Origin of the sequence: Actinocorallia sp. A-T 12471, assembly GCF_033875155.1 — a bacterium.
GTDB lineage: Bacteria > Actinomycetota > Actinomycetes > Streptosporangiales > Streptosporangiaceae > Actinocorallia.
On record NZ_JAWZTE010000017.1, the window covers coordinates 25,940 to 39,715 of the forward strand.

A 13,776-nucleotide genomic window follows, 5' to 3' on the forward strand; every position below is an offset into this window, starting at 1 on the left:
CAGCCGGCACTTACCGGGGCCGCCGTAAGTGACTCGCGGGTCAGCTCATACGATGTCCGGTATGACCATTCGCGCGGTGATCACCGACTGGGGCGGAGTGCTCACGTCCCCGCTCCACGACGCGATCAAGATCTGGCTCGAGGCCGATCGCATCGACGCGGCCTCCTACAAGACGACGATGCGGACCTGGTTCACCACCGCGTACGCGGGCGAGCACGCGGCGTCGGCTTACTCCGGCGGGAATCTCATCCACGCCCTTGAGGACGGGACGCTCCCGCCCGCGGAGTTCGAACGGCTCCTGGCCGCCGAACTCGTCACCGTCGACGGGGACGCCGTGCCCGCCGAGGGGCTGCTCGACCGCATGTTCGCCGCGTTCCACCCGGTCGAGCCCATGTACGAGGCGCTGCACACCGCCAAGGCCAACGGCCTCCAGACCGCGCTGCTGTCGAACTCGTGGGGCAACACCTACCCGCGCGACCTGTGGGGCGGGCTCTTCGACGCCGTCGTGATCTCCGGCGAGGTCGGCATGCGCAAGCCAGCCCCCGAGATCTTCGCGCACACCCTCGACGCGCTCGGGCTGCGCGCCGCCGAGTGCGTCTTCATCGACGACATCGCCGAGAACATCACCGCCGCCGAGTCGCTCGGGCTCACCGGCGTCCTGCACACCACGCCGCACAGCACCCGGACCGCCCTTTCCGCGCTCGGGCTGCCGCTGTAGGGCCGCGTCAGGCCAGGTAGCCCCAGGTCCTGGCGATGGGCACGAGCTCGTCGGGGACCTCCGACGGGTCGGGCAGCGCGCGTCCCGGCTGCACCCGGCCCGTCACGATCTTGTCGCGCCAGTCGCCGATGCCCTTGGCCACCGGGCCGTGGTCGCGCGCGCCGTACTCCAGCATCTCCGGCGTCCACTCCACGCCGATCTCCCCGCACAGGTCGCGGGTGACCTTCTCCGGGTCGGCCACGAGGTCCTCGTACCGGTACGTCGGGCCCGGCAGGAGGGTGCGGCAGCGCTCGACCGCCTCCATGAACCGCAGGGTGTGCGGGATCGCCTTGTCCATCGGGCGCTCGGCGGGGTCGGCCTCGTGCCAGGAGCGCGCGACCGACAGCGGATGCCGGATGAGGAACACGAACCTCGCGTCCGGCCAGCACTGCCGGATGCGCCACCAGCCGAACACGTTGCTCGGGGTCTTCTCCACCAGGACGTCCTTGCCGTGCCGGACCATCTCCCGGTGCAGGACGCGGTCCCACAGGAGGTGTTCGAGGTCCGTCCTGCGCAGGCCGCAGCCCTCCATGGCGAGCTTCAGAGGCGGCGACTTCAACTCGACGCCAAGGCGGCGAAGGTGCATCTCGTGCGGGGCGTGCACCCGTGGGTGGCTGTTCAGCATCATCCGCAGGAGGGTCGAGCCCGAGCGGACCGAAGACAGCAGGAACACGGGTTGGCGTAGCAACCTGTCGACTTCGGGGAACTTGGGCGGCCTCGCCTCCTCGCGCTCTACCGGCGGGGGTGGAGGCGCGGCTTGTTTCGGGACTGCCTTGCGCAGCTCGTAGCCCGTCCGTCGCACGAGTTGGCCTTGCACCACGTTTCGCCAGTTCATCCGGCAGAACGTAGAAGGGGTTGCCTACGCGTCGGCGAACTGTGCGTGGACTTCCCGTGAACGTCGGTTTCCGACGATGAACCCGTGTGAACAGGGCCCCTGGCGCGCCCGCGGCCGGGCGGCGTTCCCCGGCCGCGGACGGCGCCATCGCGAACGCCCCGAAGGGCGGGGCCGGGCCGATCCCTCACATCGACGCGGTCGCGATACGCAGCTGGCGCGCTGCCTGCCACCACTGTCCCGGGCCGCGGACCGTTCCACCAGACGCCTTGCGCCTATGGACTCATAAGGCGGCCTTATGCCCTGGGGCGTGCCGGGGGCGTCATAAGCTGGCCCGATGGGGGAACGCGGTCCGCTCGGGCACCGGGTGCCCGACCTCGCGGCGCTCGAACTGCTGCTCGCCGTGGCCCGGCTCGGCAGCCTCGGCCGCGCGGCGGCCGAGCTCGGCATCTCCCAGCCCGCCGCGAGCGGCCGCGTCAGGACCATGGAGCGGATGCTCGGCGTCCCGCTCGTGGAGCGCTCGCCGCGCGGCTCCACGCTCACCCACGCCGGCGTCCTCGTGACGGACTGGGCCCGCCGCATCGTCGAGGCCGCTGAGGCGTTCGACGCGGGCGCGCAGGCGCTGCGCTCGCACCGCGACTCGCGGCTCACCGTCGCCGCAAGCATGACGATCGCCGAATACCTGCTGCCCGGGTGGCTCATCGCACTGCGCGCAGCCCGGCCCGACACTGCTGTGTCGCTTCTGGCGGGAAACTCCCAGTTCGTCGTGGAAAGGCTGCTGGGCGGGGACGCGGACCTGGGCTTCGTGGAGGGGCTCGCGATGCCGTCCGGGCTGTCGGGGGTCGAGATCGGCGGCGACAGGCTCGTCGTGGCCGTCGGGCCCGCGCACCCGTGGGCGCGGCGGCGCGCGGCCGTCAGCGCGGACGAGCTCGCCGCGACGCCGCTGATCCTGCGCGAGGAAGGGTCGGGGACGCGTCAGGTCCTCGACGCGGCGCTGTCGTGGCACGCGCCGCCATTGCTCGAACTCGCCTCCACGACTGCGGTGAAGTCGGCGGCCGCCGGCGGGGCCGGGCCGTGCGTGCTGAGCGAACTCGCGCTCACCGAGGAACTCGCCACCCGTCGTCTGGTCGAGGTGCCCCTTGCGGACGTCTCCCTCACCCGACGCCTGCGCGCGGTGTGGCGGCCCGGGCCGCAGCCGTCCGGGCCGGCGCGCGACCTCCTCGCCCTCGCGCGGGCCTGCTGACCTCGCCGTCACGCGCCCATTGGGCCCGAGCCGCGTCCCGGCAATGCCACACTTGGGGGATGCGCGTCTATCTTCCGTCCACGCTGCCGGAACTCGCCCGTGCGCTGGCCGACGGTGAGATCACCGTCCACCGGGCCTATGCGGTGACGCCCGCGCTGCGGGAGTGGTACGCCGACGGCGACACCGAGGAGCTCGAGTACGCGGCGATGCTCGCCGCCGCCCGCGCCAGCCTCCGCATCCTCGCCGGCGACCCCGACGCGCCGAGCCGCCGCGTCGTCCTCGCCGCCGAAGTCCCCGACGGCTCCGTCGCCTACGAGGGCGGCTACGAGAACCTCGGCGAAAGCGACCGCGCCGAAGTCCGCCTGCGCGACCCCATCCCCATGCGCAAGGTCGTCTCCGCCCACGTCGACGACCCCCAGGCCGCCCCCGACGTCCAAGCCGCCGCCCAAGCCCTCGGCGCAGCCGACCAAGGCGACCCCGACGCCCAATTCACCGTAGACGGCGCCGAAGGCCACGACCTCATGTGGTACGCCACCCAGGAGCTCCCAGAATTGCGCTTATTTGGGCGCTGTGTTTTTTGGGCCTCGCTCCGCTCGGCCTGTGATTGGGCGCCTCAAGTCGCCGTCTTCCCTCCGGCCTGCTCGCCTGGCGGCTCACAGACCTCCGGTCCAGACGGCGACGCGCCCAATCACTCTGAGGTCTTCCACTCAACGTCCGTGGCCCCGGCTGGCCTGGAAATCTCACGGGGGGTCGCTCGGAGGCTGTGGTCCCGGCTTAGCTGGAACCCTCGCGCAGCGTTAGGTCACGAGGCCGTGGGACCGGCGGGCTGGAACCCTCGCTGAACGTTAGGTTTCGAGGCCGTGGCCCGGCTGGGGTGGAGCCCTCGCTGGACGTTAGGTTTTGCGGCCGTGGCCCGGCTGGGCTGGAAACTTGCGGGGGGCTGAGGCCCGGGCTGGGTGTGTTGGCGTTGGTGTCGGGGTTCAGCGGTCGGTGGGGATCATGTCCATGATGATCTCGTTGCAGACCTCGCCGTCCCACAGGCCGCTGTCGCGGCGGGTGCCGACGGTGCGGAATCCGGCCCGCTGGTAGGCGCGGAGGGCGGCGATGTTGGGCTCCAGGACGGTCAGGAGCACGTTCCGCAAGGCCAGCTCGTCGAAGGCATGGTCGGCGGCGGCGCGGGTCGCCGGGGCGGCGAGGCGGCGGCCGCGACCTTCTGGCCCGAGCGCGATGGAGAACTCGGCTGCGCGCACAGCGTGGTCGACGCCGAGGGTGATGGTGCCGACGGGGGTGTCGTCGCTGTCGTAGACGGTGAAGTGCGCGTTGTCACCGGCGAGCTGCGCGTGGAGCCCGGCGAGGCGCTCTTCGCGGTCGACCGGCTGGACGCGGCCGTGCCCGCGCATGATCTCCGGGTCGTTGTCCCAGGACACGTAGGTGTCGATGAGGTCAAGGCGCAACGGCCCGAGCCTCACCGCCGCAGGTGCGATCACGTGTGCCTTTCGGGGTGGGACGCCGGGATCCGAAGCGTCGCGGTGTGGGTGTCGCCGAGCAGCTCGGCGACAGGTTCGCCGTTCGCGTCTTCGAGCCAGGTGTGGACCGTCAGCGGGCCGGGGCGAGCTCCGTGGCACCATACCGCCGTGCGCCGCCGGGCAGCGAGCAGGAGCACCGCGGCGGTCGTAATCTCCAGGCACGCGGTGCGGGCGGGCACGGTTGCGGCGACTTGCCGTACCTGCGCGACGATGCGGGCGGCTTCGGCGGAAGAGGCCGGGGTGCTGCGCAGGAGGCGGGCGGCGGTGTTCGCGGCGGACACCATCCGCAGGTGGCGGGCGAAAGGGCGGCGCCCGCGCCCGGCGATCGCCGCCACCGCGGCTAGGACGATCCAGGCGGCGACCCTGCCGGCGAGCGGCCCCGCAGGCGGGGGAAGGGCGACTTCGACGGTGTGGGTGGACTGGGCCGGGCCGTTGTCAAAGCCGGGGAGCGGCGGCGTCCACAGGGCGGGCCGTTCGGTCCGGTGCAGGATTCCGGCCTTGACCAGACCGTCGACATCGGCGGTACCGGGGTCCTGGAGGTGCGGACCGCCCTGGTTCCACAGGTCGTGTGCGGGGCCGTGCAGGGTCCAGACCTTCTCGCGGCCCGGATGGATGAGGACGGTCGCGTCCGGGTAGCCGATCGCGAGGATTCCGGGGTCGGCGGTCAGGTAGCGGGTCATCGCCGCGGCCCCCTCTTGGCGGCGGTCGCGACGGTCCAGTGGATCGGGTCGCCGATCGAGGCGAGCCACGCTTCGGCCGCGCAGACCGGCTCGATCCGGTCGGCCCAGAACGGGATACCGGCAGCGGCCAGCTTCAGGGCCGCGCGCAGGGCGTCGGGGTCGACGAGCCCGGCGGCGGCCAGGCGACCGTCGGCGAGGTCGAGGAGCGCGGGCAGAGCCGCGCGCAGGCCGTGGATGTGGTCGGCCGTCGCGTCGCCCTTCGTCCGTCGGGAGGCGACCGGTTCAGGCAGGAGTCCGGGCAGCCCGGTCGTGAGAGCGGTCTTGTACTGCCATGGGCTCGTGGTCGGGCGCAGGACGGCCGCCGCGGCGTGGACGACGGCGGAGTCGAGGTACGGATTGTGCAGGGAGACCGCGCACAGCTCGTCAGCGAGGTGGACGTCGGCGGCGGCGGTACGGCCGACGTCGTGAAGGTCCCGCCACCACGTCTCGGTGGCGGTCAGCGCGGCGGGGCCGGTGGCGGCCCAGCGGTGCCAGTGCTCGGCGGCGAGGTCGACGGCCCGGGGGGTCGCCCATGAGGGGCGGGCGGTCTGCGGGTACCAGGAGAACGCCCAGCCCTCCGGGACGGAGCGGATCGCGGCTGCGGTCGCGGTGGCGGCGGTCGCGGTGGTCGCCGGGGCCGCGTTGAGGGCCGCGCGCAGCAGTCGCGCAGGCGAGGTCGAGTACAGCTGCGCCCACCCGTGGCAGTCGCGTAGCAGCCGGACGAGCCTGCGTTCTCGCACCAGGTCTGCGAGGTACGCGATGGGGAGGCTGAGCAGGGAGTCACCGCCGTCCCCGGTCATGTGCAGGTCGCTGCCGAGCGCGCGCGCCCGCCGCAGGTGGCGGGTGAAGAACCTTGCGCCGATCGTGCCGGGCGCGGGCTCGTCCAGGCCCGGAAGGATGTCCGCGCCCAGCCCGGTGTAGGGCAGGTCGGGGCTGGTCAAGTCGGTCCAGTGGTGCTCCACCCCGGGCAGGGCGGCGACGGCCGGTACGAAGTCGAGATCGCCGCCGCGGCGTACGCCGGCCGGGCGCAGGGTGACGGCCTGGACGGCACGCCCGTGGGGGGCGAGCGCCGCGGCGGCGAGCGCGGCCAGGCAGGAGGAGTCCTTGCCTCCCGACAGGTCAGTGCTCGGCCGCGCCGCGTCGCGGACCCGGAACTCGACGGCTCGCCGCAATGCCTCGCCGAACCGGCGCGTCGGCGCGCTGCCGCCGCCGCTGTGCGTCTCGGCCTCCCAGATTCGCTCGACAGAGGGGGTGCGCCCGCCGGACAGGACGATGCGGCTCCCTGGTGGGAGGAGCCGAACGTCGGCGAACGCGGACCGGCCGCCGAGTCCGGCGTGGCCGGGGGTGATGAGCCGGGTCGCGAGCCAGCCGACGTCGACCTCGCTGCCGGAGAGCCCGGCCAGGAACCGGGAGCTGGTGCACCAGGCGATCCGCGAGCCGGTGCGGGTCCAGTAGAGCGGGACGGCCGAGGCAAGGTCGGTCCAGATCGTCACCGTTCGGGGGTCTACGGCGACGACGACGTAGGATCCGGGCCAGGACCATGCGGCGTCGTCGGGGACGCCCCGGCCCGCCCACCGGCGGAGCGCCTCGTCCGGCGCTCCGGACGGCCCGATCACCGCGACGGTCCGGTGCTCCGCCGTCTCGATCCGCAGGGGCAGGATCTGGCCGCCTCCCGTCGACCAGATCGGAGCGGGGGCCGCGACCTCCATCCGCGCCCCCGCCGGAACCGGTGCCGCTCCATGTACGGGACCGGGTGAGCAACCGCCTACTGCTCTCATCTGTTCTGTCCTCGCGCTCGCGGACCTTCGGTGCATCGGGAGCCGGGCGGGCGGGATGCGGTGCCCGCCCGGCAGGGGGCACCGCTACCGGACGATGGCCATCGCGTAGGTCTGGCGCTTGTTCTCGTTGTTCGAGGCGCTGCCGCCGAGGGTCACCTCGGCGAGGGCGCCGAGGTCGACCAGGATCGGGGTCTGGGCGTTGGTCTGCTGGATTCGCATGACTACCTCCAATTCGGACGGACGACCTAAGGTTCACCGCGTACCCGGCGGCCCGCCAGGCGGCTTTGCATACGACGGCGAACGTGTGCGTCTCATGCAAAGAGCCGGTGATCGGACAAGGACGGAACGTAGACTGGGTGGCCCGACCGGACCAGCCCGAGGACGGGCCGATGCCGCAGTCACGCCGGGCCGCTCCGCTGCCGCTCGACCGCCAGCCAGGAGCCGTCATCCGTGCGGCCCGCCTCGATCAGGGACTGACCCTGGCCGACGTCGGCGCCCGCTGTGGCCTTTCCGGCTCGCAGGTGTCCCGCTACGAGCGGGGCAAGAGCCACCCGGACGTCCCCACGCTCCGCCGATTCGCGGCGGCGCTCGATATCCCGCTCCACCACCTCGGACTCGCCGGCGAGGCGCATCCCGTGATGGCCGTGCGAGAGCTGCGCCCTGGCTTTACGCTGAGGGCACGGGATACGGCAGAGGATGGAGACCGCGTGCGGCGCAGGGAGATGCTCGGCCTTTCGGCGCTGGCCGGTGTCTCCATCGCCACCCCGGCACAGGCCGCGGAGTCCGCCGACGGCATCGCTCAGGGCCTGGAGCGCATGCTCTTGCGCTCCGACGGCGAGCCGCTGCCCCTCGCTCGCCTGCGCGCCCTGCTCCACCGGGCCCGCACCGACTTCGGCGCCTGCCGCTATGCCGAGCTCGCGGGAGGGCTCGCCGAACTCATCGGTTCCGCCCACGCCACCGTCGCGGAGACCGGCGGAACCAACCGCGACGCGGCGTCGCTCGTCCTCGCCGACGCCTACATCCTCATGTCCGATCTGGCGACCAAGGCCGACCAAGGGCACGTCGCCTGGGTGAGCGCCGACCGCGCGCTCCAGATCACTCGGGGCAGCAGCGACCCGATCGCCACCGCGGGCGCCGCGCGGGCTGTGGCGATCGCCATGCGCCGTGCCGGCCGCCACGACAGCGCCGTCGACCTGCTCACCACCACCGCGGCCGACATCACCGAGCATGCCCCCGGACGGGCGGCGACGACCGGCGCGCTGCTGTGCTCGGCGAGCTACGCCGCCGCGCAGAGCGGTGACCGCGACAGAGCCGTCGACCTCCTCGCGGAAGCGGGACGGCACACCACCGGCACCGGCACCGGCCCGGGACGGCTGACCGCCGATGAGGTGCTGGTGTACGGGATCAGCGTCCACTACGCGCTGGGCGAGCCCGGCGCTGCTCTTGCCGCGGCACGCCGAGTCCGCCCGCAGGCGCTGCCGACCGCCGAGCGGTTCGCGCGCTACGCGGTCGACACAGCCCGTGCGTGGGCCGCGCACGGCGACCTCGACCGTGCTCGCCGGGCGCTGCGGGTCGCGGGCCGGCAAAGCCCCGAGGAACTCCAGCGGCCGTCCGTGGCCGCGCTAGTTGCATATATTGCCGCGCGGTGATTTTGGGCCTCGCTCCGCTCGGCCTGTGATTGGGCGCCGGGAAGTCGCCGTCTTCCCTCCGGTCTGCTCGCCTGGCGGCTCACAGACCTCCGGTCCAGACGGCGACGCGCCCAATCACTCTGGGGTCTTCCGCTCAAAGGCCGTGGCCCCGGCTTAGCTGGAACCCTCGCGCAGCGTTAGGTCACGAGGCCGTGGGCCCGGCGGGCTGGAGCCCTCGCTGAACGTTAGGTTTCGAGGCCGTGGCCCCGGCTTAGGTGGAACCTTGCTTGGGCTGAGGTTCCGGGGCCGGGGCCGGGGCCGGGGGTGGGGCTTAGGGGAGGGTTTCTTCGGTTATGAGGGTTAGTTTGGTGGGGGTGGAGAGGTAGGCGCCGCTGATTTTGGCGTCGTCGGAGGGGGTCCAGGGCTTGGCGGGGATGTGGATGGTGCCCTTGCCGGAGGCGTTGAGGGTGCCGGAGGCGAAGGAGACGCCGAGGTTCAGGTCCTCGGCCTTCTTGACGGCCTCGGCGACGGTGAGGCCGCGCAGGGTCTCGGCCTTGTCGGAGTCCTTGGCCTTGCCGCTGGTGACGACGACGACGTCGCAGTTCTCCGGGCGGTCGCCCTTGGCGCAGTCCTGGATGCGGATCTCTGAGGCCAGGAGGCCGTCGTCCAGGGTGTCGGGGTCGGGGGCGGACAGGGGGGTCAGGGCGGAGACGAAGTCGAGGTCGACGTTGAGGCCCGCGCCGGTCAGGGCCTCGCGGTAGGCGGCGGGGTCGGCGGAGCCGTCCTTGATCTCGATCGTCCAGCCGTCGTCGGACTTCGCGACCTCGACCGCCGCGTTGCTGTAGCGCGCTTCGCCGTCCGTCGTCAGCTGGCCCGCCGACGCCCACACGGCGGTTGCCGCCGCGGCCGTCGCCAGGCCGACGCCGATGCGCAGCACGGGCCGCCGGCGCGGCGTCGGGCGCATCGCGAGGTTGGCCAGGAGGTCCGCGCGCGCGGCGGCCTCGGCCCGCTCGCCGAGTTCGGGCAGGTCCGCCCGGAAAGTCTGCAAGGCCGCGATCTCGTCGGTGTTGCCCATGTTCGTCCTCATCTCTAGTCCTCGCCTGCCGTTGGGTCGACGCCGCCTAGCGCCGCGCGTACCTTCACCCGTCCCCGGTGCATCCGTGACCTGACGGTCCCGATCGCGATCCCGAGCGTCCGGGCCACCTCCTCGTAACTGAGCCCGCCCCACGCGACGAGCAGCAGAACGTCGCGTTCCCCGCGCGAGAGACGCGCCAGCGCCCCCGCCAGAGCCCGCTGCTGTTCCCCCGCGTCCACGCGCGCGACGACCCCTTCGTCGAACGCCTCCGCGACGGGGTCGACCCCCGTCCGCTCGAGCGCCCGCAGGAACCTCTTCTCCGCCCGGTGATGCCGGGCCACGAGGTTCGTCGCGATCCCGTACAGCCAGGGCCGAGCGCTGTCCCGCGACGCGTCGAACCGCTCCCTGCGCCGGAACGCCACAAGGAACGTCTCGGCCACCACGTCGTCGGCATACTGCGCCCCGAGCCGCCGCGCCACATACCCGTGCACGTCCCGCGCATACCGATCGAACAACTCGGCGAACCGCTCCGGCGCCTCCAACGAGCCCCGGACCAACTCCCCATCCCCAACTCCGGTAACCAGTTCCACACCCCCCTCTCTCCCGATCCCCCAAAAAGCGTTCCGTGTTTAATGGCGCCGCCTCCGGCGTCGCGGTGATTGGGCGCCTCAAGTCGCCGTCTTCCCTCCGAACTTGCTCGCCTAGCGGCTCACAAGTCCTCCGGTCCAGACGGCGACGCGCCCAATCACTCTGGGGTCTTCCACTCAAAGGCCGTGGCCCCGGCTGAGGTGGAACCCTCGCGGGACGTCAAGGATCGAGGTTGTGGCCTCGGCTGGGGTGGGACTCTCACGGGGCGTTAGGGCAACTAGCCCTAAACCTCAGAGTCCGAGGGTCTCCAGGGCGGGCAGCGCGCTGCGCGCGGCTGCCCTGGCGGCACCAGCCGTGCGGGCGGCTCGGGCGGCGCGGGCGGCTTCCTGGCATTCGGCGTAGGTGTGGGCGGCCAGGGCGGCGCGGACGAGGGGGAGGGAGGGGGAGCTCATGCTGAGGCTCGTGACGCCAAGCCCGGCGAGGACACACGCCATGACTGGGTCGGCGGCGGCCTCGCCGCACACTCCGCAGCCCTTCCCGGCCTCGGTGGCGGCCTTGGCGGCGTGCGCCATGAGGTCGAGCAGCGCGGGCCGCCATGGGTTCTGGAGGCGGGTGAGGCTGGAGACCTGCCGGTCGACGGCGAAGACGTACTGGGCGAGGTCGTTGGTGCCGAGGCTGAAGAAGTCGACCTCTTCGGCGATGTCGTGCGCGCGGACGGCCGCGGCGGGGACCTCGATCATGATCCCGGCCTGCTGGATGCCCGCCTCGCGGCAGGCGCGCGTGAACACCCGCGCCTCTTCGGCGTCGGTGACCATCGGCGCCATGACCCTGAGCCTGTCGGCGGGCAGTCCTTCGGCGGCTTTGGCGAGCGCGCGGAGCTGGCCGCGCAGCACGTCAGGGTGACGGCGCAGCAGCCGGAGCCCGCGTTCCCCGAGGGCGGGGTTGGGTTCGACGGCGGCGGGCGGCAGGAACGACAGCGGCTTGTCGGCCCCGGCGTCCAGCACCCGGACGACGACCCGCGGGAACGCCTCGAGCACCGCCCGGTATGCGGCGATCTGCTGCTCTTCGCTGGGCGGCACGGCCTCGTCAAGAAAAAGGTACTCAGACCGGAAAAGCCCGACACCTTCCGCCCCGTTGTCGAGCGCGGGCTGGATGTCCTTGGGCCCGCCGACGTTGGCGAGCAGCGGCACCGACCAGCCGTCCTTGGTCCGCCCTGGCCCTGCGGCGCTCCCGACGGCCTCGGCACGCGCCTTCTCGGCGGCCCTGGCCCGTTCGATCCGCGCGGGGTCGGGGTCGAGCACAAGCGTCCCCGAAGCCCCGTCCGCGAGGACGTAGGCCCCGTCCGGTACTTCGAGCGCCCCCGCGCAAGCGACGATCGCGGGAATGCCCATCGCGCGCGCGAGGATCGCGGTGTGCCCGATGGGCCCGCCCTCCTCGGTCACGAACGCGACGCACCGCTCGGGGTCGAGCAGCGCGAGGTCCGCGGGCGCGAGGTCCTGGGTGATCAGCACGTAGTGCTCGTCGTCGGCGTCCGGGACGCCGGGCACGGCGAAGGCCATGAGCCGCGCGACCGTCCTGTCGCGCACGTCATCAAGATCGGCGACGCGCGCCGAGATGTAGGCGCCGCTGCCGCCGAGCAGCTCACGGTAGAACCCGAACGACTCGTACACCGCCCGCGCGGCGCTGAGGCCCGCCGAGACGCCGACGGTGACCTCTCCGGCCAGGTCGGGGTCGCGGGCCATGAGGGCCTGCGCGGCGAGGACGTCATGGGTCTCGCCGCCCGCGGCGGCGGCGCGGGACTCGAGTTCCCGCGCGACGTCCTCGAGCGCGGCGAGCGCCCGTGCGGTCTCTGCCACGCGGTCGCCGGTGAACGGCTCCGCGGGCGGTACGGGGACGGTCCCTGTCATGACGCGGACGCGGCCGACTCCCACGCCCGGGCTGACGCCGGTCCCCGTGAACTCACGCATTCGGCTCCGCGAGGTCCTGTTCCGCGACGCCCGCGCCGGCGAGCTCGCTCGACGCGTTCGACGCGTTCGCCTCGGTGAAGATCGCGCACAGGGAGTCGAGCACCTCTTCGGCGCCGTCTCCTTCCGCGCACAGCCTCAGCTGCTCGCCGGTCCGCGCGTCGAGCGCGAGGACGCCGAGAATGCTCTTGGCGTTCACCGGAACCTCGGCGAACCTGCCGATGGTGACCTCCATCGGCGCCTGCGCCGCGGCCTTGACGAACTCCGCGGCCGGCCTTGAGTGCAGTCCGACGTGGGACTCGACCCGCACATGACGCTCAGCCATGATCCTCCTTCGAGGGTGGATTGTTCCAGACGATCGACTGATCGCTCACCCGCTTCGGTTCGAAGCGCCGCCGTCCGGGATTTTGGTCCACACAGGTGAACGGCGGATGGTTCGATGGGACATTTTGGAGTCGACCCTGGTGAAGGGCTCACCTCTTCCAACGACACCCTTTGCCAGGGACATTCCCAGCCTATGCTCCGGTCTGCGTTACTTTACGCAAACCGCGAGGGTTGTCGGGATCAATACCTAGTGTCCGAGCCAGCCGCTCAACCAGGAGCTGGCCTGGGACGATCAGGCCGAGCGGCGCGACCCACTCGGGCAGCCTCGGCCCCGGCAGCGCCACCGACGACGCCGCCGCCAGCGCGGCCCCGCCGCCGATCCCGTACACCCGCGCCCCGGCCCCGGTGACCCGGACGGCGAGCGCGACGGTCCCCTCAAGGGTCGGCCCGGTCTCCGCGCCGAGGACGAGCGCGGGCGTCTCGGCGTCCACGACGGCGATGGGCCCGTGCAGAAGGTCCGCGTAGGAGAGGCCCATCGCGTGGAGGTAGCACGCCTCCTTGAGCTTCAACGCGAGTTCAAGCGCGCTACCGAAGGCGACCCCGCGCGCTGAGACGACGGTCCCCGGGACCTTCGCCAGCTCCGCGGTGATCAGGCCGAGCGCGTCCGACCCCTCGGTCTCCTCGATCAGCCGCTCGACCTCGTCCGGGACCCGCGCGAGATCGGCGACGTCCACCTCGGCCCCCAGCCCGACGGCGAGGACGGCGAGGGCCGCGAGCTGCGTCGTGTACGTCTTCGTAGCCGGGACGGCGAGCTCCTCCCCCGCCCTGGTGAGCAACGCCACATCGGCCGCCTCCGCGAGCGGCGACCCCTCCCCGTTGGTCACCCCGACCGTGACGGCCCCGCAGTCACGCGCCCACTGCATCGTCTCTACGATCTCCTCGGTCCGCCCGGACTGGCTGATCGCCACGGCGAGCACTCCGTCGAGATCCAGCTTGCGCCGGTACGCGGTCGCGATCGACGGCGCGGCGAGCGTCCCAAGCCGTCCCGCGTACGCCTCGGCCAGGTAGCGCCCGTATACGGCCGCGTTATCCGACGATCCCCGCGCGATGAACAGCACCTGACGCGTACGCCCCGCCGCGGCCCGCACGGCGTCGAGTTCCGGCAGCAGCGCGGCGACGGTCTCGCGCAGCGCGTCCGGCTGTTCACCGATCTCGTGGCGCATCCGGCTGGTCATGCGTCCTCCTGAAGAAGTACTGGAAGGCTTACCTGAACGCCGGGGAGAAGCCTTTGCCCGGCATTGGTCCGGTCTGGACTAGACCAGTACGAACCTTACCGTTGTGA

General features: G+C 72.4%; 14 protein-coding genes. 4 read left to right on the top strand and 10 right to left on the bottom strand.

Going from position 1 to position 13,776, the window contains the following annotated elements; translation table 11 throughout:
* The first annotated feature begins 61 nt into the window (after positions 1–61).
* The gene (locus R9X44_RS32555) at positions 62–718 is read left to right on the top strand and encodes an HAD family phosphatase (protein ID WP_319818205.1); all 657 of its coding nucleotides are present in this window, start codon (positions 62–64) and stop codon (positions 716–718) included.
* A 7-nt stretch (positions 719–725) separates the two neighbouring features.
* Here the strand turns inward: R9X44_RS32555 and R9X44_RS32560 are convergent, their stop codons facing one another.
* Positions 726–1,592, bottom strand: coding sequence for a sulfotransferase (locus R9X44_RS32560; RefSeq protein WP_319818206.1), 867 nt, complete (start codon positions 1,590–1,592; stop codon positions 726–728).
* Between the two features lie 334 nt (positions 1,593–1,926).
* Here R9X44_RS32560 and R9X44_RS32565 point away from each other — a divergent pair, with 334 nt between their 5' ends.
* Positions 1,927–2,832, top strand: a complete 906-nt coding sequence (locus R9X44_RS32565) for a LysR family transcriptional regulator (RefSeq protein WP_319818207.1) — start codon at positions 1,927–1,929, stop codon at positions 2,830–2,832.
* A 59-nt stretch (positions 2,833–2,891) separates the two neighbouring features.
* Positions 2,892–3,674 (top strand): DUF6912 family protein, encoded by a 783-nt coding sequence (locus R9X44_RS32570; RefSeq protein ID WP_319818208.1) that lies wholly within the window; start codon positions 2,892–2,894, stop codon positions 3,672–3,674.
* A 138-nt stretch (positions 3,675–3,812) separates the two neighbouring features.
* On the opposite strand, the gene R9X44_RS32575 is transcribed toward R9X44_RS32570, so the two are convergent.
* From R9X44_RS32575 to R9X44_RS32590, 4 genes are read right to left on the bottom strand one after another with little or no spacing between them, the layout of a single operon-like run.
* Positions 3,813–4,319 (bottom strand): GNAT family protein, encoded by a 507-nt coding sequence (locus R9X44_RS32575; protein ID WP_319818209.1) that lies wholly within the window; start codon positions 4,317–4,319, stop codon positions 3,813–3,815.
* Complete coding sequence (locus R9X44_RS32580; protein WP_319818210.1) at positions 4,316–5,038, bottom strand: lasso peptide biosynthesis B2 protein; 723 nt, start codon at positions 5,036–5,038, stop codon at positions 4,316–4,318. Before R9X44_RS32580 ends, R9X44_RS32575 begins: the two co-directional genes overlap by 4 nt.
* A complete protein-coding gene (locus tag R9X44_RS32585) occupies positions 5,035–6,891 on the bottom strand; it encodes an albusnodin/ikarugamycin family macrolactam cyclase (protein WP_319818211.1) in 1,857 nt (618 codons plus the stop codon). Before R9X44_RS32585 ends, R9X44_RS32580 begins: the two co-directional genes overlap by 4 nt.
* 48 nt (positions 6,892–6,939) lie before the next feature.
* Positions 6,940–7,074: an albusnodin family lasso peptide gene (locus tag R9X44_RS32590; protein WP_319818212.1), complete on the bottom strand. Its 135-nt coding sequence runs from the start codon at positions 7,072–7,074 to the stop codon at positions 6,940–6,942.
* Between the two features lie 137 nt (positions 7,075–7,211).
* Here R9X44_RS32590 and R9X44_RS32595 point away from each other — a divergent pair, with 137 nt between their 5' ends.
* Positions 7,212–8,504 carry a helix-turn-helix domain-containing protein gene (locus tag R9X44_RS32595; RefSeq protein WP_319818213.1) on the top strand — a complete coding sequence of 431 codons (1,293 nt, stop codon included), beginning with the start codon at positions 7,212–7,214 and terminating at the stop codon, positions 8,502–8,504.
* Between the two features lie 310 nt (positions 8,505–8,814).
* Here the strand turns inward: R9X44_RS32595 and R9X44_RS32600 are convergent, their stop codons facing one another.
* The 5 genes from R9X44_RS32600 to R9X44_RS32620 form a co-directional block, all read right to left on the bottom strand.
* Positions 8,815–9,570: a hypothetical protein gene (locus R9X44_RS32600; RefSeq protein ID WP_319818214.1), complete on the bottom strand. Its 756-nt coding sequence runs from the start codon at positions 9,568–9,570 to the stop codon at positions 8,815–8,817.
* Between the two features lie 2 nt (positions 9,571–9,572).
* Positions 9,573–10,115: an RNA polymerase sigma factor gene (locus tag R9X44_RS32605; RefSeq protein WP_319818215.1), complete on the bottom strand. Its 543-nt coding sequence runs from the start codon at positions 10,113–10,115 to the stop codon at positions 9,573–9,575.
* A 321-nt stretch (positions 10,116–10,436) separates the two neighbouring features.
* Complete coding sequence (ptsP, locus tag R9X44_RS32610) at positions 10,437–12,113, bottom strand: phosphoenolpyruvate--protein phosphotransferase (protein WP_319818216.1); 1,677 nt, start codon at positions 12,111–12,113, stop codon at positions 10,437–10,439.
* Positions 12,106–12,435 carry an HPr family phosphocarrier protein gene (locus R9X44_RS32615; RefSeq protein WP_319818217.1) on the bottom strand — a complete coding sequence of 110 codons (330 nt, stop codon included), beginning with the start codon at positions 12,433–12,435 and terminating at the stop codon, positions 12,106–12,108. Before R9X44_RS32615 ends, ptsP begins: the two co-directional genes overlap by 8 nt.
* Positions 12,436–12,625: 190 nt before the next feature.
* Positions 12,626–13,669, bottom strand: a complete 1,044-nt coding sequence (locus R9X44_RS32620; protein ID WP_319818218.1) for an SIS domain-containing protein — start codon at positions 13,667–13,669, stop codon at positions 12,626–12,628.
* Positions 13,670–13,776: the final 107 nt, after the last annotated feature.

Excerpts from the sequence above, each read along its gene's own strand:
- R9X44_RS32555 (WP_319818205.1), top strand. The coding sequence starts at position 62 with ATGACCATTCGCGCGGTGATCACCGACTGGGGCGGAGTGCTCACGTCC.
- R9X44_RS32615 (WP_319818217.1), bottom strand. The coding sequence starts at position 12,435 with ATGGCTGAGCGTCATGTGCGGGTCGAGTCCCACGTCGGACTGCACTCA.
- ptsP (WP_319818216.1), bottom strand. The coding sequence starts at position 12,113 with ATGCGTGAGTTCACGGGGACCGGCGTCAGCCCGGGCGTGGGAGTCGGC.
- R9X44_RS32590 (WP_319818212.1), bottom strand. The coding sequence starts at position 7,074 with ATGCGAATCCAGCAGACCAACGCCCAGACCCCGATCCTGGTCGACCTC.
- R9X44_RS32560 (WP_319818206.1), bottom strand. The coding sequence starts at position 1,592 with ATGAACTGGCGAAACGTGGTGCAAGGCCAACTCGTGCGACGGACGGGC.
- R9X44_RS32580 (WP_319818210.1), bottom strand. The coding sequence starts at position 5,038 with ATGACCCGCTACCTGACCGCCGACCCCGGAATCCTCGCGATCGGCTAC.
- R9X44_RS32620 (WP_319818218.1), bottom strand. The coding sequence starts at position 13,669 with ATGACCAGCCGGATGCGCCACGAGATCGGTGAACAGCCGGACGCGCTG.
- R9X44_RS32600 (WP_319818214.1), bottom strand. The coding sequence starts at position 9,570 with ATGAGGACGAACATGGGCAACACCGACGAGATCGCGGCCTTGCAGACT.
- R9X44_RS32570 (WP_319818208.1), top strand. The coding sequence starts at position 2,892 with ATGCGCGTCTATCTTCCGTCCACGCTGCCGGAACTCGCCCGTGCGCTG.
- R9X44_RS32565 (WP_319818207.1), top strand. The coding sequence starts at position 1,927 with ATGGGGGAACGCGGTCCGCTCGGGCACCGGGTGCCCGACCTCGCGGCG.
- R9X44_RS32585 (WP_319818211.1), bottom strand. The coding sequence starts at position 6,891 with ATGCACCGAAGGTCCGCGAGCGCGAGGACAGAACAGATGAGAGCAGTA.